16 protein-coding genes are annotated in these 18,913 nt (G+C 71.8%); 7 read left to right on the top strand and 9 right to left on the bottom strand.

The genetic code is table 11. The annotated features are described in order from the left end of the window. From J7E93_RS31450 to J7E93_RS31440, 3 genes are all read left to right on the top strand, one after another. Positions 1 to 681: P1 family peptidase (locus tag J7E93_RS31450; protein WP_215073430.1), on the top strand; the 681-nt coding region annotated here is incomplete at its 5' end. Between the two features lie 65 nt (positions 682 to 746). Next, a complete protein-coding gene (locus J7E93_RS31445; RefSeq protein ID WP_374105456.1) occupies positions 747 to 1,589 on the top strand; it encodes a DUF6227 family protein in 843 nt (280 codons plus the stop codon). Positions 1,590 to 2,026: 437 nt separating this feature from the next. Further along, positions 2,027 to 3,007: a hypothetical protein gene (locus J7E93_RS31440; RefSeq protein ID WP_215073428.1), complete on the top strand. Its 981-nt coding sequence runs from the start codon at positions 2,027 to 2,029 to the stop codon at positions 3,005 to 3,007. Positions 3,008 to 3,115: 108 nt separating this feature from the next. Here J7E93_RS31440 and J7E93_RS31435 read toward each other — a convergent pair whose 3' ends face one another. The 4 genes from J7E93_RS31435 to J7E93_RS31420 form a co-directional block, all read right to left on the bottom strand. Next, positions 3,116 to 5,233: a fructose-specific PTS transporter subunit EIIC gene (locus tag J7E93_RS31435; RefSeq protein ID WP_215073427.1), complete on the bottom strand. Its 2,118-nt coding sequence runs from the start codon at positions 5,231 to 5,233 to the stop codon at positions 3,116 to 3,118. Beyond that, entirely contained in the window at positions 5,230 to 6,183 is a 954-nt protein-coding gene (gene pfkB, locus J7E93_RS31430) for a 1-phosphofructokinase (RefSeq protein ID WP_215073426.1), read from the bottom strand. The genes J7E93_RS31435 and pfkB overlap by 4 nt, the downstream gene beginning before the upstream one ends. After that, a complete protein-coding gene (locus J7E93_RS31425) occupies positions 6,180 to 6,941 on the bottom strand; it encodes a DeoR/GlpR family DNA-binding transcription regulator (protein ID WP_215073425.1) in 762 nt (253 codons plus the stop codon). The genes pfkB and J7E93_RS31425 overlap by 4 nt, the downstream gene beginning before the upstream one ends. A gap of 160 nt (positions 6,942 to 7,101) precedes the next feature. Further along, positions 7,102 to 8,631 carry an MFS transporter gene (locus J7E93_RS31420; RefSeq protein WP_215073424.1) on the bottom strand — a complete coding sequence of 510 codons (1,530 nt, stop codon included), beginning with the start codon at positions 8,629 to 8,631 and terminating at the stop codon, positions 7,102 to 7,104. A gap of 62 nt (positions 8,632 to 8,693) precedes the next feature. Between J7E93_RS31420 and J7E93_RS31415 the strand changes: the two genes are divergently transcribed. Then, the gene (locus tag J7E93_RS31415) at positions 8,694 to 9,650 is read left to right on the top strand and encodes a YafY family protein (protein ID WP_215073423.1); all 957 of its coding nucleotides are present in this window, start codon (positions 8,694 to 8,696) and stop codon (positions 9,648 to 9,650) included. Positions 9,651 to 9,751: 101 nt separating this feature from the next. Here J7E93_RS31415 and J7E93_RS31410 read toward each other — a convergent pair whose 3' ends face one another. Next, entirely contained in the window at positions 9,752 to 10,753 is a 1,002-nt protein-coding gene (locus tag J7E93_RS31410; RefSeq protein WP_215073422.1) for an RNA polymerase sigma factor RpoD/SigA, read from the bottom strand. A 389-nt stretch (positions 10,754 to 11,142) separates the two neighbouring features. On the opposite strand from J7E93_RS31410, the gene J7E93_RS31405 reads away from it, so the two are divergent. Then, positions 11,143 to 11,715, top strand: a complete 573-nt coding sequence (locus J7E93_RS31405) for a dihydrofolate reductase family protein (protein WP_215073421.1) — start codon at positions 11,143 to 11,145, stop codon at positions 11,713 to 11,715. Positions 11,716 to 11,751: 36 nt separating this feature from the next. Here J7E93_RS31405 and J7E93_RS31400 read toward each other — a convergent pair whose 3' ends face one another. Next, the gene (locus J7E93_RS31400) at positions 11,752 to 12,540 is read right to left on the bottom strand and encodes a dioxygenase (protein WP_215073420.1); all 789 of its coding nucleotides are present in this window, start codon (positions 12,538 to 12,540) and stop codon (positions 11,752 to 11,754) included. 106 nt (positions 12,541 to 12,646) lie between these two features. On the opposite strand from J7E93_RS31400, the gene J7E93_RS31395 reads away from it, so the two are divergent. Beyond that, positions 12,647 to 13,150: a MarR family winged helix-turn-helix transcriptional regulator gene (locus tag J7E93_RS31395; protein WP_215073419.1), complete on the top strand. Its 504-nt coding sequence runs from the start codon at positions 12,647 to 12,649 to the stop codon at positions 13,148 to 13,150. Between the two features lie 45 nt (positions 13,151 to 13,195). On the opposite strand, the gene J7E93_RS31390 is transcribed toward J7E93_RS31395, so the two are convergent. Then, positions 13,196 to 14,713 (bottom strand): MFS transporter, encoded by a 1,518-nt coding sequence (locus tag J7E93_RS31390; protein ID WP_215073418.1) that lies wholly within the window; start codon positions 14,711 to 14,713, stop codon positions 13,196 to 13,198. Between the two features lie 99 nt (positions 14,714 to 14,812). Beyond that, positions 14,813 to 15,475 carry a TetR/AcrR family transcriptional regulator gene (locus J7E93_RS31385; protein ID WP_215073417.1) on the bottom strand — a complete coding sequence of 221 codons (663 nt, stop codon included), beginning with the start codon at positions 15,473 to 15,475 and terminating at the stop codon, positions 14,813 to 14,815. 342 nt (positions 15,476 to 15,817) lie between these two features. Between J7E93_RS31385 and J7E93_RS31380 the strand changes: the two genes are divergently transcribed. After that, complete coding sequence (locus J7E93_RS31380; RefSeq protein WP_215073416.1) at positions 15,818 to 17,086, top strand: M6 family metalloprotease domain-containing protein; 1,269 nt, start codon at positions 15,818 to 15,820, stop codon at positions 17,084 to 17,086. On the opposite strand, the gene J7E93_RS31375 is transcribed toward J7E93_RS31380, so the two are convergent. Continuing rightward, positions 17,073 to 18,827, bottom strand: coding sequence for a class I adenylate-forming enzyme family protein (locus J7E93_RS31375; protein WP_308368848.1), 1,755 nt, complete (start codon positions 18,825 to 18,827; stop codon positions 17,073 to 17,075). The genes J7E93_RS31380 and J7E93_RS31375 overlap by 14 nt on opposite strands. Positions 18,828 to 18,913 lie beyond the last annotated feature (86 nt).

Raw genomic sequence — 18,913 nt, 5'->3', positions numbered from 1 at the left:
GGCACCGGGCGCGCGGCGGTGGAGGCCGCGGCGGCGACCGGGGCGCACGCGCGCGTGGAGACGGGCGCGGTCGGCGCCGGAACGGGCGCCGTGGTCGGCGGGCTCAAGGGCGGGGTCGGCACGGCGAGCACGGTCCTGGAGTCGGGTGTCACGGTCGGCGCGCTGGTCGTGGTCAACGCGGTCGGCTCGGCGGTCGATCCGGAGACGGGCGTGCTGTACGGGCAGTACTTCCAGGGCCGACCCGCGTACCCGGACCCGGCGGTCCACGAGGCGGCCCGGCGCCGGCTGGCCGAGGCGCAGGCCACGCACACCCCGCCGCCGCTGAACACGACGCTGGCGGTGGTCGCCACCGATGCCGCCCTCACCCGGGCGCAGGCGCAGAAGTTCGCGGGCACGGCGCACGACGGCATCGCGCGCGCCGTCCGGCCGGTGCACCTCCTGAACGACGGGGACACCGTCTTCGCCCTGGCGACCGGGGAGCGGGAGCTGCCGGCGGAGGCGGGCCCGCTCGCACTGAACGACATCCTCGCGGCGGGCGCGGACACGGTGACCCGGGCGATCGTGCGGGCGGTTCTGGAGACCGCGGAGGGGGCCGACGGCCCGGCCGGGCGCTTTCCCTCGTACCGGGAGCTGTACGGACCCGGCGGCGGCGCCGACTCCCCGACTGCGGAAGGAAGTTGAGCCGAGCCCGCCGGTCGGCGGGAACTCGGCCCGCGCCCGCTTCGTTTTGCCGAACCCTGGACACGATGTCGGACCCAGGGACTACGTTGAGCAAGCATCAAGTGACATGCGGCGACGGCCTGGAGACCCTCTTGAACGATCCGCAGGATCCTCACGATCCCTACGAGACGACCGAGACGCACGTCGAGCGGCTCCTCGGCCGGGCGCTCAACTCCTTCGACCTGCCCGACAGCACGGTGGAGCGCCTGGAGACGGCGCTCGCCCATTCCAGTGCTCTGCACTCCTCGCACCACAGCGCGACGCTGCACCGCACCACCCACCGCCACACGTATCTGCTCGCCGACGGCACCGCGCTCAGCCTGTGGGAGCTGGTACACAACTCCGGCCGGGACGGCGGCCGGCAGCACGAGGTGTACGCCGAGGAGGCGGAGGCCCGGCTCGCCGCGTCCCGGCTCCCGACCTGCCTGGATCCGGGCTGGGGCGCCGAGCGCGCGACCGGCCCCGACTTCGACGAGGACGCGGACCTGGAGCTGCTGAGCGCTCTGCTGTCGCGCCCCATACCGACACAGCCCCGGACGTACGTCCCGGACAACTCGGCGGACCACGCGCGCCGCGTGCTGCGGCGCGCGGAGAACGCGGACCGCCCCGGCGAGGAGACGGCGCGGCGGCTGCGGGTGGCGTTCGCCCACCACATCACACAGGCGTTCGGGCGCCAGTGCGCGGTGGAGAACGGCCGGGACGCCGGATTCACACTCTACGAGCACGCGTTCCTGCTGCTGGACGGCGGCGAGATGAGCCTGTGGGAGGTCGAGCACACGGCCACGCCGGACGGCCGGCACATGTGCGAGGTGTACGAGGACGAGGGCGCGGCGCGTGAGGCGATGGAGCACCGCGCCCGGGTTCGGTGAACGGCGGCTAGCGGGTCGCCGCCGGCCGGGGGGTGAGTCGTCGGGCGGCGACCCCCCGGCCGGTCTCGGTCTGCCGCGGCACGCCTCCGGCAGGTCACGGAGGGAGGCGAGGCAGCGCTCGATGACGCGCGCCTCGTTCTCGACGATCCCGCGCAGGCAGATCGACGGCCTCACTGCAACACCACTCCCGGGGGATCGGTCGGGGTGACCTCATGCCCGGGCGGCCTCATGAAGGGGCCCGCCACCCGAATGCGGCACGCGGGGGCCGGTCCGAGGTTCGCTCCCGCGTATGCAGCCATTCGGTACGGCATGTAGGCCAGGGAGTTGATCGTCCTCTGTGGGCCTCAAGGCGTTGCAATCGCGATCCGATAATCGGCTCGGAGGCTCGAACGGCTTCCCCCTCCTCCGCTCGATCCGGTTGAAGAAGGAGCACACGTATGCGTCCTGATCTCAGGACCAGATCCCCCCTGGGCCCGCTCGCCCGACGTCGCGCCTGGGTCTCCGGCGGGGCCGCGGCCTCGCTCGCCCTCGTACTGACGGGCATGGCCGGCCCGGCCCTCGCCATGGCGCAGCACCCGGCTCAGCCCGCGGGAGTGAACACGGCAGGCCCGGCGACCGAGGAGTGCAAGGACGGCCCGCCGCCCCGGCACCCCGACGGCCCGCCGCCGCACCACGAGGACGGCCGGCCGCCGCACGACGAGGAGGGGCCGCCACCCCTGTACGACATGGGCCGGCTCCAGGAGTTCGTGGATGGCCAGGTGCGCCGTGCTCTGCAGGGCGCACCGCCGCAGGCCCGGTTCATGCACGACGAGTGCGAGGAGGAGAAGCCCGGCCCCGCGGGCCGGCCGGGCCCGAAGGGTGACACCGGCCCGGCAGGACCCGCAGGACCGGCGGGCCCGAAGGGTGACACCGGCCCGGCAGGACCCGCAGGACCCGCAGGACCCGCAGGACCGGCAGGTGCCACGGGCGCGACGGGCGCCACCGGTGCGACCGGAGCGCCCGGGCCCTGCTCCGACATCGACGCGTACAGCCCCTCGAACACCGAGGACTTCCAGGCGGTGCTCACCGGCGGCAACGCGTTCGCCGGTAAGGCGAGCACGCCGGGCGGGACGATCGTCTGGCAGGACCTCACCAACACGGCCGCGACCATGACGGATCCCACGAACCTCCGCTACCCGGCCAACGCGTGCGGCATCGCGATCGAGGCCCGGGGCAACGACGCGTACGTCAAGGTCGTCACGACGGACGGGCAGGTGTGGCAGACCCACGGCGACATCGAGGGCAACATCTTCGTCTGGAACGAGGGCTGGTCCCAGCAGACCACCCCGGCACCGCTGCCGTCCGTGCGGCCGGGCGTCTTCAAGGGTGACCTCAAGATCGGCGCCCCGCACCGCATCCCGGCCTCCCTGAAGCGCTGAGGGGCCGGTCACGGGCCGGTGGGGACCACCGGCCCGGAACACGCCCGAAGGGCGGTGCGCTCGCGGTACGCACCGCCCCTCGGGGCACGGGGAGAAGCCCGGACGGGGTCAGGCCGCCACGGCCACCTTCGTCTCGGCCTCGGCCGTTCCCGGCCTCTCCCCCGTCACGGCCTCAGGGGCTGACTTCCGTGCGCCCTTGAGGAGGATGACGAGTGCGGTGCTCACCAGCGTGCCCGCCACGATCGCGACCAGGTAGAGCAGCGGGTTGCCGATCAGCGGGATCACGAAGACACCGCCGTGCGGGGCCCGCAGGGTGCACTCGAAGACCATCGACAGGGCGCCGGTGACCGCGCCGCCCGCCATCGCCGCCGGGATGACCCGCAGCGGGTCGGCCGCGGCGAACGGGATGGCGCCCTCGCTGATGAAGGAGGCGCCCAGGACCCAGGCGGCCTTGCCGTTGTCCCGCTCGGTCTTGGTGAAGAGCCTGCCGCGGACGGTCGTGGCCAGCGCCATCGCGAGCGGCGGCACCATGCCGGCGGCCATCACGGCGGCCATGACCTTGAGCGAGCCCTCGTTGGGGTTGGCGAGACCGCCGACGGCGAAGGCGTACGCGACCTTGTTGACCGGTCCGCCGAGGTCGAAGCACATCATCAGGCCGAGGATCACGCCCAGGATGACGGCGTTGGCGCCGGAGAGCCCGGACAGCCAGTCGGTCATGGCCTTCTGCAGACCGGCGATCGGCTTGCCGATCACCAGGAACATCAGGAAGCCGACGACGATCGACGCGAGCAGCGGGATCACCACCACCGGCATGATGCCCCGCAGAGCGGCGGGCACCTTCACCTTCTGGATGGCGAGGACGACGCCACCCGCGATGAGGCCGGCGGCGAGACCGCCGAGGAAGCCTGCGTTGATGGTGAGCGCGATGGCGCCGCCGACGAAGCCGGGGACGAGACCGGGCCGGTCGGCCATGCCGTACGCGATGTAGCCGGCGAGGACCGGGACGAGGAAGCTGAACGCCAGGCCGCCGATCTGGAAGAGCAGCGCGGCCCAGGAGTCGGCCTGGCCCCAGACGAAGTGCTCGGCGACGGACGGGGCCTTGTTGATGTCGTAGCCGCCGATGGCGAAGCCGAGGGCGATCAGGAGACCGCCGGCGGCGACGAACGGGACCATGTAACTGACGCCGGACATCAGCCACTTACGGAGCTTGGTGCCGTAGCCCTCCTGGGGCTCGCCCGCCTTCTCGACGGGGGTGCCGGGCCTGGCCGGGGCGGTGACCTCGCCACGCTCGGCCTTGCCGCGGACCTCGTCGATCAGTGCGGCGGGCCGGTTGATGCCGGCCTTGACGCCGACGTCGACGGTCGGCTTACCGGCGAAGCGTTCCTTCTCCCGTACGGGGACGTCGTGCGCGAAGATCACGCCGTCGGCCGCGGCGACGACCGCCGGGTCGAGCCGGGTGAACCCGGCGGACCCCTGCGTCTCGACGACGACCTCGATCCCGGCGGCCCGCCCGGCCTTCTCCAGGGACTCGGCGGCCATGTAGGTGTGGGCGATGCCGGTGGGGCAGGAGGTCACGGCGACGATCCGGAAGGCCCGGCCGGCTCCGTCACCGGCGGTTTCCGCCCGCTCCTCGGCGGGGCCGCCGGCGTCGGGCACCGTGGCATGAGGCTCCGTGGCATCGGGCACCGGGACCGAGGCCGCCGTGGCATCGGCCGGAGCGGCGGGCGCCGGGGCGGCGGCCGTGGCCTGCGGTGCGGGAGCCTCCGGGGCGGGGGCGGCCTCCGGCTCCTCGCCCGAGATCAGGGCCGCCGCCTGCGGCGCCGAGGTCGCGGACCGCAGGGCGGTGGTGAACTCCTCGTCCATCAACTGGCGGGCCAGCGAGGACAGAATCGTCAGGTGGGCGTCGTCGGCGCCCGCGGGGGCCGCGATCAGGAAGATGAGGTCCGCCGGTCCGTCCGGGGCACCGAAGTCGATCCCCTGGGGCGAGCGGCCGAAGGCGAGGGTCGGCTCCACGACGTGCGCGCTGCGGCAGTGCGGGATGCCGATGCCGCCGTCGAGGCCGGTCGGCATCTGCGCCTCGCGGGCGGCCACGTCCGCGAGGAAGCCGTCGAGATCGGTCACCCGGCCCAGCGCGACCATGCGCTCGGCGAGCGAACGGGCCGCCGCTTCCTTGGTGCCGGCGGACAGGTCGAGGTCGACCAGGTCCGCGGTGATCATCTTGCTCATCGCGGGCTCCCTTGCTTACTGAGTACTCGGTCGAGGGGAACGTCCGCGGTCACCGTGACCGCCGACGGGTTCAGATGGGCCGGGGTGGGCATCTCGCTGCCCGGCAGACCGACCGCCGCCGCGCCGTGCGCGACCGCCGCCGCCAGCGCGTCGGGGCCTTCACCGCCCGCCGCGAGGAAGCCGGCCAGGGACGCGTCGCCCGCGCCGACGTTGGAGCGGACGGCGTCCACGGACGCGGTGGCGTACCAGGTGCCGGCCTCGGAGACGAGCAGCTGTCCGTCCGCTCCCAGGCTCGCGAGGACCGCGGCCGCGCCGAGCTGCCGCAGCTCCTCCGCCGCCTTCACCGCGTCGCCGACCGTGGCCAGCGGGCGGCCCACGGCCTCGGCCAGCTCCTCCGCGTTCGGCTTGACGACGTCCGGCCGGGCCGCGAGGGCCGCGATCAGGGACGGCCCCGAGGTGTCGAGGGCGATCCGGGCGCCCGCGCCGTGGGCGCGGGTGACCAGCTCGGCGTACCACTCGGGCGCCAGCCCGCGTGGCAGGCTGCCGCAGCAGGCGATCCAGTCCGCGGCCGGCGAGTACGCGCCCACGGTGGACAGGATGGTCTCGGACTCCTCGGCCGTCAGTTCCGGCCCCGGCGCGTTGACCTTGGTGAGCGTCCCGTCCGGCTCGGCGAGGGCGATGTTGGAACGGGTGTGTCCGGCGACCGGCACCGGGGCGACCTCGATGCCCTGTCCGGCGAGGAGCTGCGCCACGAGCGCGCCGGGCGCCCCGCCGAGCGGGACGACGGCGACCGTGCGGTGTCCGGCGGCGGCGACGGCCCGGGAGACGTTGACGCCCTTGCCGCCGGGGTCCATGCGCTCGGCGGAGGCACGCAGCACCTCGCCGCGCTCCAGGGCCGGGACCTCGTACGTCCGGTCCAGCGACGGGTTGGGGGTGACGGTGAGGATCATGTGCGTACGACTTCCGTTCCCGCGGCCTCGATCGCCGCGGCGTCCTCGGGGCTGAGCCCGCTGTCGGTGATGAGCAGATCGACATCGGTGAGGTCGCCGAAGCGGGCGAAGTGCTCCTGGCCGTGCTTGGCCGAGTCGGCGAGGAGCACGACCCGGCGGGCGGAGGCGATCACGGCCCGCTTGACGGCGGCCTCGGCGAGGTCGGGGGTGGTGAGACCGTGCTCGGGCGAGAAGCCGTTGGCGCCGAGGAAGGCGACGTCGGCGCGGATCTCTCCGTACGCGCGCAGCGCCCAGGCGTCGACGGCGGCGCGGGTGCGGTGGCGGACACGTCCGCCGACGAGGTGGAGGTCGATGCCAGGGTGGTCGGCGAGGCGCGCGGCGACGGGCAGGGCGTGGGTGACGACGGTGAGCGCGCACTCGAGGGGGAAGCCGGTGGCGAGGCGGGCGACGGTGGTGCCGGCGTCGAGGACGACGCTTCCCTCGGCCGGGAGTTCGCCCAGGGCGGCCTGGACGATCCGGTCCTTCTCGTCCGCGGCGGTGGACTCGCGCTCCGCGAGGTCGGGCTCGAAGTCGAGCCGTCCGGCCGGTATCGCCCCGCCGTGCACCCGGCGCACGAGTCCGGCCCGGTCGAGGGCCTTGAGGTCGCGCCGTACGGTCTCGGCGGTGACCTGGAACTCCTCGGCGAGGGAGAGGACGTCCACGCGTCCGCCCTCGCGGGCGAGCCGCAGAATCTCTTGCTGGCGCTCGGGTGCGTACATGTGGGTTTACGTCCGTTCCATGCCCGAACCTGTGGTTTCAGCAGCAGGTTACGCCCGCCTTTCCGGAAAGTAAACAGACCCGGGCATGATCACGGACAGAAACGGGCATGCGAAAGGGCCCGGCCCCGGGTGTGTCCCCGGGGCCGGGCCCTTGGGCCGCTCAGTGGCTGAGAGCGGGCTCCTTCGCGGACTCTCCCGCCGACTCGTCCTCGTCGGCCGATTCCGCACCCTCCACGTGCTGCTTCGGCTTGGCCGGCAGCGCGAACATCACCAGGAAGATTCCGGCGAGCACGGCGACGGCCCAGCCCAGCGCGTTCTGGAACGCGTCCGTGAACGCGGCCCCCACCTCGCCCGGAACCCGCGCGAGACGCTCCTCGTCGATCACTCCGTAGAAGACGACCGAGACGAGTCCGAGCCCGAGCGCGTTGCCCATCTGCCCGGTCGTGTTGATGAGACCGGAGGCCGAGCCCGCGTGCTCGCGCGGCACGTCGGACAGGACCGCGTCCGTCAGCGGGGCCACGATCAGCCCCATACCCAGGCCCATGACGACCAGCGGCAGGATCATCTGCCAGGAGTGGATGGAGGTGCCGTACCGCCCGGCCTCCCAGATGTAGAGCAGCACACCGGCGGCCATCGTCAGCGCGCCCGCCTGCAGCACCTTCCGGCCGAAGCGAGGCACCAGCTTCTGCACCGACAGACCGGCCGCCGTCGAGACGGCGATCGAGAACGGTACGCCCGTCAGACCCGCCTTCAGCGGGCTCCAGCCGAGCCCTATCTGCATGTAGAGCGTCCAGACCAGGAAGAAGATGCCCATCACGACACCGAAGGTCAGCTGCACCGCGATGCCCGCCGCGAAGCTCTTCACCTTGAACAGCGACAGCTCGACCAGCGGGGAGCCGTCCTTCTTCGTCTTGTACTTCTCGTACGCGATCAGGGCGCCGAAGACGACGAGGCTGCCGGCCATGCAGAGGTGGCCCCACAGCGGCCAGTCCAGCTCGCGGCCACGGGTCAGCGGGTAGATGAGCATCAAGAGCGCCAGCGTCACGAGCAGCACGCCGACCAGGTCGAGGCGGAGCGCCTTGGGCGCCTTGGACTCGGTGATGAACTTCCGGCCCAGGATCAGGCCGGCGATGCCGACCGGCAGGTTGATGAGGAAGATCGGCCGCCACTCCAGGCCGGCGATGTTCCACTGCGTGAGCAGCGCGCCCAGCAGCGGGCCGGAGACCGCACCCAGGCCGATGATCGCGCCGAACATGCCGAAGACCTTGCCGCGTTCGTGGGCGGGGAAGGTGACGTGGATGATCGACAGGACCTGCGGCACCATCATCGCCGCCGCCGCTCCCTGGAGGAGGCGGGAGGCGACCAGCATCTCCGAGTTGGCGGCGAAGCCGCAGAGCGCGGAGGCGAGGGTGAAGCCCGCGGTGCCGAAGAGGAAGAGCCGCTTGCGGCCGTAGATGTCACCGAGACGCCCGCCCGTGATCAGGCCGGCGGCGAACGCGAGGGCGTAGCCGGCGGTGATCCACTGGATGGCCCCGAAGGAGGCGCCCAGGTCGCGCTCGATGCTCGGGATCGCGATGTTGACGATCGTGGCGTCGACCAGGTCCATGAAGGCGGCGGTCATGACGATGGCGAGGGCTATCCAGCGCCTGCGGTCGGCTGCCGCCTCCGTGACGGCGTCGTGTGAACTCATAGGAGGAAAGTAAAGGTCGTATAGGTCAGGTCATGTCCTAGATGAGCGCCATGCTGGAGACCATGACGGACACTCCGGCACGCCTCCTGAACCTGCTGTCGCTCCTTCAGACGCCGCGCGAGTGGCCGGGCAGCGAACTGGCCGAGCGGCTCGCTGTCTCGCCGCGCACGATCCGGCGGGACATCGACCGGCTGCGGGAGCTGGGGTATCCGGTGGAGGCGTCGCGGGGCGCGGTGGGCGGGTACCGGCTGGTCGCGGGCGCGGCGATGCCGCCGCTGCTCCTCGACGACGAGGAGGCGGTGGCGATCGCGGTGGGGCTGCGGGCGGGGGCCGGCCATGCGATCGAGGGGGTGGAGGAGGCGTCGGTGCGGGCGCTGGCGAAGCTGGAGCAGGTTCTGCCGTCCCGCCTGCGCCACCGGGTCTCCACCTTGCAGAACGCGACGATCCCGCTGACGCGGGGGGACGGCGCGACGGTGGCGCCGCAGACGCTGACGGCGCTCGCGGGAGCGGTGACGGGGCAGGAGAAGGTGCGGTTCGGCTACCGGGCGGGGGACGGGACGGAGTCGAAGCGGCTCGTCGAACCGTACCGGCTGGTGTCGACGGGACGGCGGTGGTACCTCGTGGCGTACGACCTGGAGCGCGCGGACTGGCGGACGTTCCGGGTGGACCGGGTGTCGGACCCGTTCGCGACGGGGGCGCGGTTCGCGGAGCGGGAGCTGCCGGCGGGCGGGGCGGCGCAGTACATGACGCGCTCGATGTCGCGCGCCCAGCCGGAACTCGACCTGGACGTGACCTTCGCGGCCCCCGCCGCGTTCGTGGCGGCCCGGCTGCCCTCCCACCTGCCCCCGACCGCGACGACGGAGGACAGCTGTCGCCTGCAGGTCCGTACGGCCGACTCCGTGGAGTGGCTGGCCCTGCGCCTGGCGCTGGTCGACTGCGACTTCACGATCCACGCGCCGGAGCCCCTGGTGACGTACGTGAGGGACCTGTCGTCCCGCCTGGGCGCGGCGGTGGGATGAGACACGGCCCCCGAGGGCGCAACGGCCGGGGCCGCCGGTGAACCGGCGGCCCCTGAGGCGTTCCGTGGGTCCGGCCCTTGGGCGCGGCCCGGGCGTGAGCCCTATGCCACCGCGTCGAAGCCGGTGTCGCGGGCCATCTTCTTCAGTTCGAGCAGTGCGTGCTTCTCGATCTGGCGGATCCGCTCGCGGGTCAGGCCGTGCTCCTTGCCGACCTCGGTCAGCGTGCGCTCCCGGCCGTCCTCGATGCCGTACCGCATCCGGATGATCGACGCGGTGCGGTGGTCGAGCTTGTCGATCAGATCGTCGAGCTCCTCGCTGCGCAGCAGCGTCAGCACCGACTGCTCGGGGGAGACCGCCGAGGTGTCCTCCAGCAGGTCACCGAACTGGGTCTCGCCCTGGTCGTCCACCGACATGTTCAGCGAGACCGGGTCACGCGCCCAGTCCAGGACGTCCACGACCCGCTCGGGCGTCGAACCCAGCTCGGCCGCGACCTCCGCCGGCTCCGGCTCACGGCCGTTCTCCCGGTTGAACTCGCGCTGCACCCGGCGGATCCGCCCCAGCTCCTCCACCAGGTGGACGGGGAGCCGGATCGTGCGGGACTGGTCGGCTATGGAGCGCGTGATGGCCTGACGGATCCACCACGTGGCGTACGTGGAGAACTTGAAGCCCTTGGCGTAGTCGAACTTCTCGACCGCGCGCACCAGGCCCGCGTTCCCCTCCTGGATCAGGTCGAGCAGCGGAAGTCCGCTGCGGGGGTAGCGGCGGGCCACCGCGACGACCAGCCGCAGATTGGACTTGATGAAGAGGTCCTTGGCACGCTCACCCGCCGTGACCAGCGCTTCGAGCTCCTCGCGGGAGGCGTCGGTCGCCTTGCTCTCCACCTCTCCGTCCAGGATCTGCCGGGCGTACACACCCGCCTCGATGTCCTGGGAGAGCTCCACCTCCTTGGCGGCGTCGAGCAGGGGGGTGCGCGCGATCTCGTCGAGGTACATGCCGACCAGGTCGCGGTCGGCGATCTCCCCGCCCACGGCGCGAACGCTGCTTGCCCGGCTGCTTCCGCTCGAGGCGGAGGTCTGACGACGGGCGACGGCACGGGTTGCCATGCGTGCTCCCTTGCTGAGTAGGTCGCGACACCTTTGCGGGTGCCCTGCATCCGACGGAAACAACGACTGGAATCAGGACAGAATTCCCACGCGCCGCATCGATTTTCGCGATCATGCAGTATCCTGTGCCGCCGCCGACCGGGGTCGCGCACTGTCGGATCCCACAGAGGCGCAGGTCAGGACGGGCACGAGCTGATCCGACGCCGCTCCCTCCCTGAAGACGGCCCGCACCGGCTTCTGGTTGCTCCCGGTGCCCGGAACGCCCGATATGAAACCAAAAGCACCTGGGGTCACGCCGGGAGGGGCAGGGAACGACCGATGAGTTTCCCTACGACCCGCGGTCGTAGATCATGTCGGGAACAAGAGCACGAGACAGCGAGGAACCTTCGATGCGTACCCTGATCAGCACCGCCTTCATCTCCCTCGACGGCGTCATGGAGGCCCCGGGCGGCGAGCCCGGCTACCGCAACTCCGGATGGACCTTCAAGGACATGGAGTTCCTCCCCGAGGCCTTCGACATCAAGGGCCGGGAGCAGAAGGAGGCCACCGCGATGCTGATGGGCCGGGTCAGCTACGAGGCGTTCAGCCCGGTGTGGCCGGACATGGAGGACTTCGCCTCCTACAAGGTGATGCCGAAGTACGTCGTCTCCACCACCCTCACCGAGGACGACCTGGTCGGGAACTGGGGCGAGACCACGATCCTGCGCTCGCTCGACGACGTCGCCGCACTGAAGGAGACCGAGGGTGGCCCGATCATCGTCCACGGCAGCGCGGCACTGAACCAGAGCCTCTCGGACGCCGGCCTGATCGACCGCTACCACCTGCTCGTCTTCCCGCTCCTGCTCGGCGCGGGCAAGCGCCTGTTCAGCGCCACCGACAAGGACACCCAGAAGCTGAAGCTGGTCGAGCACGAGGCGTACGCCAACGGACTGCAGAAGAACGTCTTCGACGTCGTCCGCTGAAGCCGGCTCGCACGCAGGGGCCTAAAGGGCTGTCCCTTAGCCGAACTGCACGGACCGCTTGGCGAGGCCCATCCAGAACCCGTCGATCACACTGCGCCCGCCGTCCAGGTCCCCCGCCGCCTCCGCCGCGCCCAGGGTGACGAACAGCGGGGCGAAGTGCTCCGTGCGCGGGTGGGCGAGCCGGCCTGCGGGCGACTTGTGCTCGAAGTCGAGGAGCGCGTCCACGTCGCGCGCCTCCAGGGCGTGGCGGCCCCAGTCGTCGAACTCCGCCGACCAGCCCGGGACCCCGGCCCCGACGTGCCGCAGGGCCGCGAGGTTGTGGGTGAAGAAGCCGCTGCCGACGATCAGTACGCCTTCGTCCCGCAGGGGTGCGAGCGTGCGCCCGATGCACATGAGCTTCTGCGGGTCGAGGGTGGGCATGGAGATCTGCAGGACCGGGATGTCGGCGTCGGGGAACATCTCGACCAGCGGCACGTAGGCGCCGTGGTCGAGCCCCCGGTCCGGGATGTCCTGCACCGGTGCGCCGGGCCCGTGCAGCAGCTTGCGGACCGACGCGGCGAGCTCCGGCGCGCCGGGGGCCGCGTAGCGCACGCGGTAGTAGTGCTCGGGGAAGCCCCAGAAGTCGTACACGAGGGGCACGGTCTCGGTCGCGCCGAGGGCGAGCGGGGCCTCTTCCCAGTGGGCGGAGACCATCAGGATCGCCTTCGGCCGGGGCAGGCCGGCGGACCAGGCGGCGAGCTCGCCGGGCCAGACCGGGTCGTCGGCGAGCGGCGGGGCGCCGTGCGAGAGGTAGAGAGCGGGCATCCGTGCGGGCGTGGCGTCCATGGCGACCGCCTCCAGAGCGTCATCTTTGAAAGTTCAAGTTCGTCGGACATGACGAGCTTAGACCCGATCTAGTTCAACTTTCAAGGATAGGTCGTACGATAGATACATGACCATGGCATCCACTGACGGACCCCGCTGGCTCAGCGACGAGGAACAGTGCGTCTGGCGCGCCTACCTCCACGCCACCACCCTCCTCGAGGACCACCTCGACCGCCAGTTGCAGCGCGACGCCGGGATGCCGCACATCTACTACGGCCTGCTCGTCCAGCTCTCCCAGGCGCCCCGGCGGCGGCTGCGGATGACCGAGCTGGCCAAGGGCGCCAAGATCACCCGCTCCCGGCTCTCTCACGCCGTCGCGCGCCTGGAGAAGAGCGGCTGGGTGCTGCGCGAGGACTGCCCCTCCGACAAGCGCGGTCAGTTCGCCTACCTCACGGACGAGGGATTCGAGGTGCTGAAGCGGACCGCGCCGGGCCATGTCGCCGCCGTGCGGCAGGCGATGTTCGACCGGCTGTCGCCGCAGCAGGTGGAGCAGCTCGGCGAGATCATGAAGGTGATGGCGGAGGGCCTGCAGCCGTCGGGCCCGAACGCGGATCTGCCCTGGCTCCGCTGAGCACGAGCTCGGCGGGGCCAGGGCAGATCCGTGAGGGCCGGACCGTCAGTGCGCGATGACGGGGATCTTCACCTCGTCCTCGACACCCTCGCCGGAGCCGGAGCCCGAACCGGCCACCGAACCGGCGCCCGGCTTCCCGGTGTTGATGAAGGTGACGGCGATCAGGGCCGAGACGACCAGGATGCCGACCGCCCACCAGATGGCCGCCGCGTAACCCTCGACCATGCCCTGGAGCTGGAGCAGCTTCTGGGCGGCGGGGGTGGCGGCCCCGGCCGCGTGGTCGGTGAGGTACGCGGTGGTGGCCGAGGCGGCGATCGTGTTCAGCAGCGCCGTACCGATGGCGCCGCCCACCTGCTGCGAGGTGTTGACCATCGCCGAGGCCACGCCCGCGTCCCGAGGGTCGACGCCGTGCGTCGCGAGCGACATGGCCGGCATGAACGCCGTACCCATGCCGAGGCCGAGCAGCAGCTGCGCGGGCAGGATGAGCCCGGCGTACGAGGTGCCGATCTCCAGCTGGGTGAGCAGCAGCATGCCGGCACCGGCGGTCAGGAAGCCCGGGCCCATCAGCCAGCGCGGAGGCACCCGCGTCATCAGTCGCGTACCGATCTGGGTGGAGCCGGTGATCATGCCCACGATCATGGGCAGGAACGCGAAGCCCGTCTTGACCGGGGAGTACCCCTTCACGACCTGCAGGTAGTAGGTGAGGAAGAGGAACAGGCCGAACATCGCGATGACGGCGAGACCCAGCGAGAGGTACACACCGCCGCGGTTGCGCTCGGTCAGCACGCGCAGCGGCAGCAGCGGGGACTTCACCTTCGACTCGGTGAACACGAACGCGGCGAGCAGCACGGCCGAGCCGACGAAGAGACCGATCGTCGTCGCGTCGGACCAGCCCTGGGACTCGGCGCGGGTGAAGCCGTAGACGAGCGCGACCAGGCCGAGGGTGGAGAGGACCACGCCCGGGATGTCGAGCGGCGAACGGTTGCGGCCACCGGCCGGCTCACGGATCACGAAGTACGCGCCCGCGGCGGCGACGATCGCGAACGGGATGTTGACGAAGAAGGTCCAGCGCCAGTTCAGGTACTCGGTGAGGAATCCGCCGAGGATCAGACCGACGGCGCCGCCGCCACCGGCGATCGCGCCGTAGATGCCGAACGCCTTGGCGCGCTCCTTGGCGTCGGTGAACATCACCGCGAGCAGCGACAGCGCGGCCGGTGCGAGCAGCGCGCCGAAGGCACCCTGGAGGGCGCGGGCGCCGAGCATCGTCGCCTCGCCGGTCGCCGCGCCGCCCAGCGCGGAGGCCGCCGCGAAGCCGATCAGACCCACCACGAAGGTGCGCTTACGGCCCCAGAGGTCGGCTATGCGGCCACCGAAGAGCAGGAGCCCGCCGAACGCCAGCGCGTAGGCCGTGATGACCCACTGCCGGTTGCCGTCCGAGATCCCGAGATCCACCTGGGCGGAGGGCAGCGCGATGTTCACGATCGTCGCGTCCAGCACGACCATCAGCTGGGCGAGGGCGATGAAGACCAGCGCTTTCCAGCGCCGGGGATCTGTTTCGGGCATGGGGGTAGCCACCTCTTGGTGCGTAAAGAAAGAAACGGACGTACTGGGTAAGGGAGTTACGGGAGGTCAGGGGGAGGTCGAGGGAGGGTCAGGGGGAGGTCACTGCGCGCGGGAGTCGCTCCGCAGGTCCTCCAGGGTGGCGGCCGAGCCGGGCAGCACGGAGCGCGCCGGCGTGGCCAGGCCGTCCAGGAACAGCTGCAGATGACGGTGGACGAAGCGGTCCATGTTCATGCAGGCGGTGCCCGGGAGGGGCCGGGTCAGCTGGGAGACGGCCACCATCAGGTCGCCGACACCGACGTCGGTACGGAGCGTGCCCGCCCGCTGTGCGCGGTCGACGAGGCCCTGTACGGCCTCCTCCAACGACTCGCGCGCGGCGTGCAGTTCGGGGTGGTCGCGGTCGAAGGCTCCGTCGAGCATCGGGCACAGGGCGCCGATCCGCTCGTCGGCCGCGGCGTGGGTGAAGCGGCGCAGCGCCTCGAAGGTGTCGCTCTCCTCCGCCGTCGCCTCCGCCGCCCGGTCGGTGGTGCGGGACATGACGGAGAGGACGACCTCCTGGACGAGGTCGGCACGCTCGGGGAAGTTGCGGTAGAGCGTCGCGTTGCCGACTCCGGCGCGGCGCGCGATCTCGTCGAGCGGCACCTGCGGGCCGAACTCGACGAACATCTCGCGGGCCGCCGTCACGATCCGCTCGCGGTTGCGCAGGGCGTCGGCCCGCGGGCGGGGTGCGCGGCGGACGGGCGCGGTGTCGGCGGTGATGCTCACGCCACATCTCCTTCGAGTGATCCGGGGAACGAGTCCCCACTTCCTGGAACACAGGCGTAAACGGGGATGGACTCCCCGGTTATTTCCCCCTTGGACTGTGACCTGGGACACATGCGCCTCATCGCCCGGAATACCCACGATCGGGCCACCCGGCGCGCGCGCCCGGGGCCGCCGACACACGCTGATCGGACAGCAGGAGCGCAGATCGGGAGCGCGGATCACGCGGATGGCTCGCACGGAGCGGCTCCCACGGACCGGATCACGGCAGATCAGGGAGATCGGAGAGCAGGCCGGAGAACGAACCGGAGAAGAGGCCGGAGAGCCGATCAGAAAGGCGACCGCATGCAGCAGACCCGCCGGCGGATACGCAGACCCCTCGCCCTGGCCGTCGCGACGGTCCTCGGGCTCGCCGCGCTGGTCTCCGCCAGCACGAGCCTCCCCGGACCCGCCCCCGCCACGGCCGGCCCGGTGGCCGACCCCCGGGAGGCGCCGCTCGGGCCGTGCCGGATCGCGACGACGATGGGTGTGCAGATGTCGGAGGGACTGCCCACCGCCCCCGGGTACGCGCGTTCCACCGGCCGGATCAAGGCCCTCAACCTGATGATCGACTTCCCGGACGCCCCGGGGGAGGGCACGGCGCTCGGCCGCCTGGCCGAGTTCTTCCCGAAGACCTCCGAGTGGTTCCGCACCAGCTCGTACGGGCGCCTCCACTACCACCCCGAGGCGCCGATACCCGAGTGGCTGCGGATGCCACAGCCCTTCTCCTCGTACGGGATAGAGCGCGGCTCACCGTACGAGCCGGGCTACCGGGGGCTCGTCGAGGACATCGTGAAGGCGTCCGACGCGAAGGTGGACTTCAGCGCGTACGACCTGGTCAACATCCTGGTCACCCCGAACGCCGGCCCCTCGGCGCTGGACACCGTCCTGTCCGTCACCTTCTCCGGCAACGACGAGGCGCCCTACGCGGACGGCGTCCCGCTCTCCCACACGTCCTTCGTCTACAGCCGCCAGGACGACGGCTCGGGCACCTACCCCGAGACCGGCTACCGCGTCCTGCCCCACGAGAACGGGCATGTCTTCGGGCTGCCCGACCTCTACACCGTCGAGGGCGGCGGCACGGTCGGGCACTGGGACATCATGTCCGAGGACTGGGGGGCCAACAACGACCTCCTCGGCTGGCACAAGTGGAAGCTCGGCTGGCTCGACAACGAGCAGGTCGGCTGCGCGTCCAGGACCGGGACGAGCGAGTACCGGCTGACCCCCCTGGCCACCGCGGGGGGCCGGAAGCTCGCCTTCGTACCGCTCTCGGAGACGTCGGGATACGCCGTCGAGGTCCGCACCCGGGACGGCAACGACGAGGCCGTCTGCAAGCCCGGCGTCCTGATCTACCGGGTCGAGTCGGACGTGGACACCGGGCAGGGCCCCATCAGCGTGTCGGACAGCGACAGGGACAGCGGCGGCTGCACCCGCAGGCCGAACGTCCACGCGGAACTTTCGGACGCCCCGTACCGGCCGGGCGAGACCTTCACCGACCGCACGAACGGCATCCGGATCACGGTGCTGGGCGAGGACCGGAAGGGCACCTACCGCGTCCGGATCACACGGAGCTGATCCGGCCGATCCGATCCCTGAGCTCCCGCTTGAGGATCTTCCCCGTCGCGTTCCTGGGCAGCTCCTCCTCCCGTACGTGGAGATGTGCGGGGACCTTGAAGGCGGCGAGGCGCGCGCCGACGTGCGCCCTCAGCTCCTCGACGGTGACGACCGCCCCCTCCCTGAGCCGCAGCACGGCGGCGACCTCCTCGCCCAGAGACGGGTGCGGCACGCCGAGGACGGCCACGTCCAGCACGTCGGGGTGGTCGTGGAGGACGGCCTCGACCTCGACGCAGTACACGTTCTCGCCGCCGCGGATCACCATGTCCTTGAGTCGGTCCACGACCGTGACACGGCCGTCGCGGACCTGGGCGAGGTCCCCGGTGCGGAACCACCCGTCCTCGGTGAAGGCCTCCCGGGTGGCCCGCTCGTCACCCCAGTAGCCGCGGACCAGGGACTGGCCGCGGAGCCAGAGCTCGCCGACACCGTCGGCGTCGGGCCGGTCGACACGGACCTCGGTGGCGGGCGTCGGCCGCCCCACGCTCCTCGGGTACGCGCGGTACTCGGCGCCGAAGTTGGCCAGCACTCCCCCGCAGGTCTCGGTCAGTCCGTAGCCGTTGCGCGGTTCGACGCGCTCGCCGTACGCGGCGGTGAGCCGGGCGACGATCTCGGGCGGCGCGGCGGCGCCGCCGGTGTTGAGCATGGTGAGGCTCGGGAGGGGATCGCCGAGGCGCTCGGCGAGGTCGAGCAGGCTCAGCGCGGTCGTGGGGACGCCGGCGTAGTGGGTGACGCCGTGGCGCCGGATCAGCTCCAGGGCCGTGGCCGCGTCCCACTTCCGCATGAGGACCAGGGAGCCGCCGGTGGCCATGACGGAGTAGAAGGAGGTGAAGGCGGCGACGTGGAAGAAGGGGAACGTCGTGAGCGAGACGGGCGCCGGGCCCTGGCCGGGGATGTTCCCGCGTCCGAGGGCGGAGGCGGCGGCGTAGTACCGCGGGTTCATCGCCGCCCCGGCCTGCGCGAGATGGGTGGCGACGGCGCCCTTGGGGCGTCCGGTGGTTCCGGAGGTGTAGATGATGGTGGCGTCGTGCTCGGGCAGGACGTCGACGGGCGGCGGGCCGAGATGGGGGTCGGTGTCGGGCACGTACGCCCGGAATCCGTCCGGGAGGCCGCCGCGGGATCCGTCTTGGAGTCCACCGCGGGATCCGTTTTGCAGTCCACCGCGGGACCCGTCGGCGGGCTCCGGTTCCGGGCCGTCCGCGAGCTCCGGGTGGAAGACGATGCCCGGCACCCGGTGCTCGCGCGCCCAGCGCTCGACCCGTGCGACCCGCTCGCCGTCGACGAGGAGGATCCGGGGCGCGCAGTCGTCGAGGGCGTAGGAGAACTCCTCCTCGGTCCACCAGGCGTTGAGGGGTACGGCGACGAGGCCGGCGAGCTGGGCGGCCCAGAAGGCGATCTGCCACTCGGGGTGGTTCCGCATCGCGACGACGGCCCGGTCCCCGGGGCGCAGTCCGTGGGCGTCGACGAAGCGCCGGGCGAGTCCGCAGGCGGCGTCGAAGAACTCCCGGTAGCTCAGCACTCCGTCCTCGGACACCAGGAACGACCGGTCGCCGTGGGCCCAGGTGGCCTCGACGAACTCGCGCAGGGTGCGGGGGCCCTCGACGTACACACCGTCCTCGACGGCGAAGGGCGCCCCGGGTGCCGCGAGGCGTGCGGCGATGGCCGCCGCCGTCCGCTCGGCTCCGGACGGATCGGTGTGTGGCACGGCCACCCTCACCTCTTCTTCCCCGCACTCGCTCGGTACCGGCGGCCGACGCTATGTCCGCCCTCGGAGGCCGTCAACCCTGACCC

This window comes from Streptomyces sp. ISL-36 (genome assembly GCF_018614205.1).
Lineage (GTDB): Bacteria > Actinomycetota > Actinomycetes > Streptomycetales > Streptomycetaceae > Streptomyces.
The sequence above is the reverse complement of the archived record's forward strand: the minus strand, read 5'-3'. Positions and strand labels throughout refer to the sequence as shown.

Bases quoted from the DNA above. Each gene is read 5' to 3' on its own strand.
- J7E93_RS31445 (WP_374105456.1), top strand. From the start codon at position 747: ATGTCGGACCCAGGGACTACGTTGAGCAAGCATCAAGTGACATGCGGC.
- J7E93_RS31440 (WP_215073428.1), top strand. From the start codon at position 2,027: ATGCGTCCTGATCTCAGGACCAGATCCCCCCTGGGCCCGCTCGCCCGA.
- J7E93_RS31435 (WP_215073427.1), bottom strand. From the start codon at position 5,233: ATGAGCAAGATGATCACCGCGGACCTGGTCGACCTCGACCTGTCCGCC.
- pfkB (WP_215073426.1), bottom strand. From the start codon at position 6,183: ATGATCCTCACCGTCACCCCCAACCCGTCGCTGGACCGGACGTACGAG.
- J7E93_RS31425 (WP_215073425.1), bottom strand. From the start codon at position 6,941: ATGTACGCACCCGAGCGCCAGCAAGAGATTCTGCGGCTCGCCCGCGAG.
- J7E93_RS31420 (WP_215073424.1), bottom strand. From the start codon at position 8,631: ATGAGTTCACACGACGCCGTCACGGAGGCGGCAGCCGACCGCAGGCGC.
- J7E93_RS31415 (WP_215073423.1), top strand. From the start codon at position 8,694: ATGACGGACACTCCGGCACGCCTCCTGAACCTGCTGTCGCTCCTTCAG.
- J7E93_RS31410 (WP_215073422.1), bottom strand. From the start codon at position 10,753: ATGGCAACCCGTGCCGTCGCCCGTCGTCAGACCTCCGCCTCGAGCGGA.
- J7E93_RS31405 (WP_215073421.1), top strand. From the start codon at position 11,143: ATGCGTACCCTGATCAGCACCGCCTTCATCTCCCTCGACGGCGTCATG.
- J7E93_RS31400 (WP_215073420.1), bottom strand. From the start codon at position 12,540: ATGGACGCCACGCCCGCACGGATGCCCGCTCTCTACCTCTCGCACGGC.
- J7E93_RS31395 (WP_215073419.1), top strand. From the start codon at position 12,647: ATGACCATGGCATCCACTGACGGACCCCGCTGGCTCAGCGACGAGGAA.
- J7E93_RS31390 (WP_215073418.1), bottom strand. From the start codon at position 14,713: ATGCCCGAAACAGATCCCCGGCGCTGGAAAGCGCTGGTCTTCATCGCC.
- J7E93_RS31380 (WP_215073416.1), top strand. From the start codon at position 15,818: ATGCAGCAGACCCGCCGGCGGATACGCAGACCCCTCGCCCTGGCCGTC.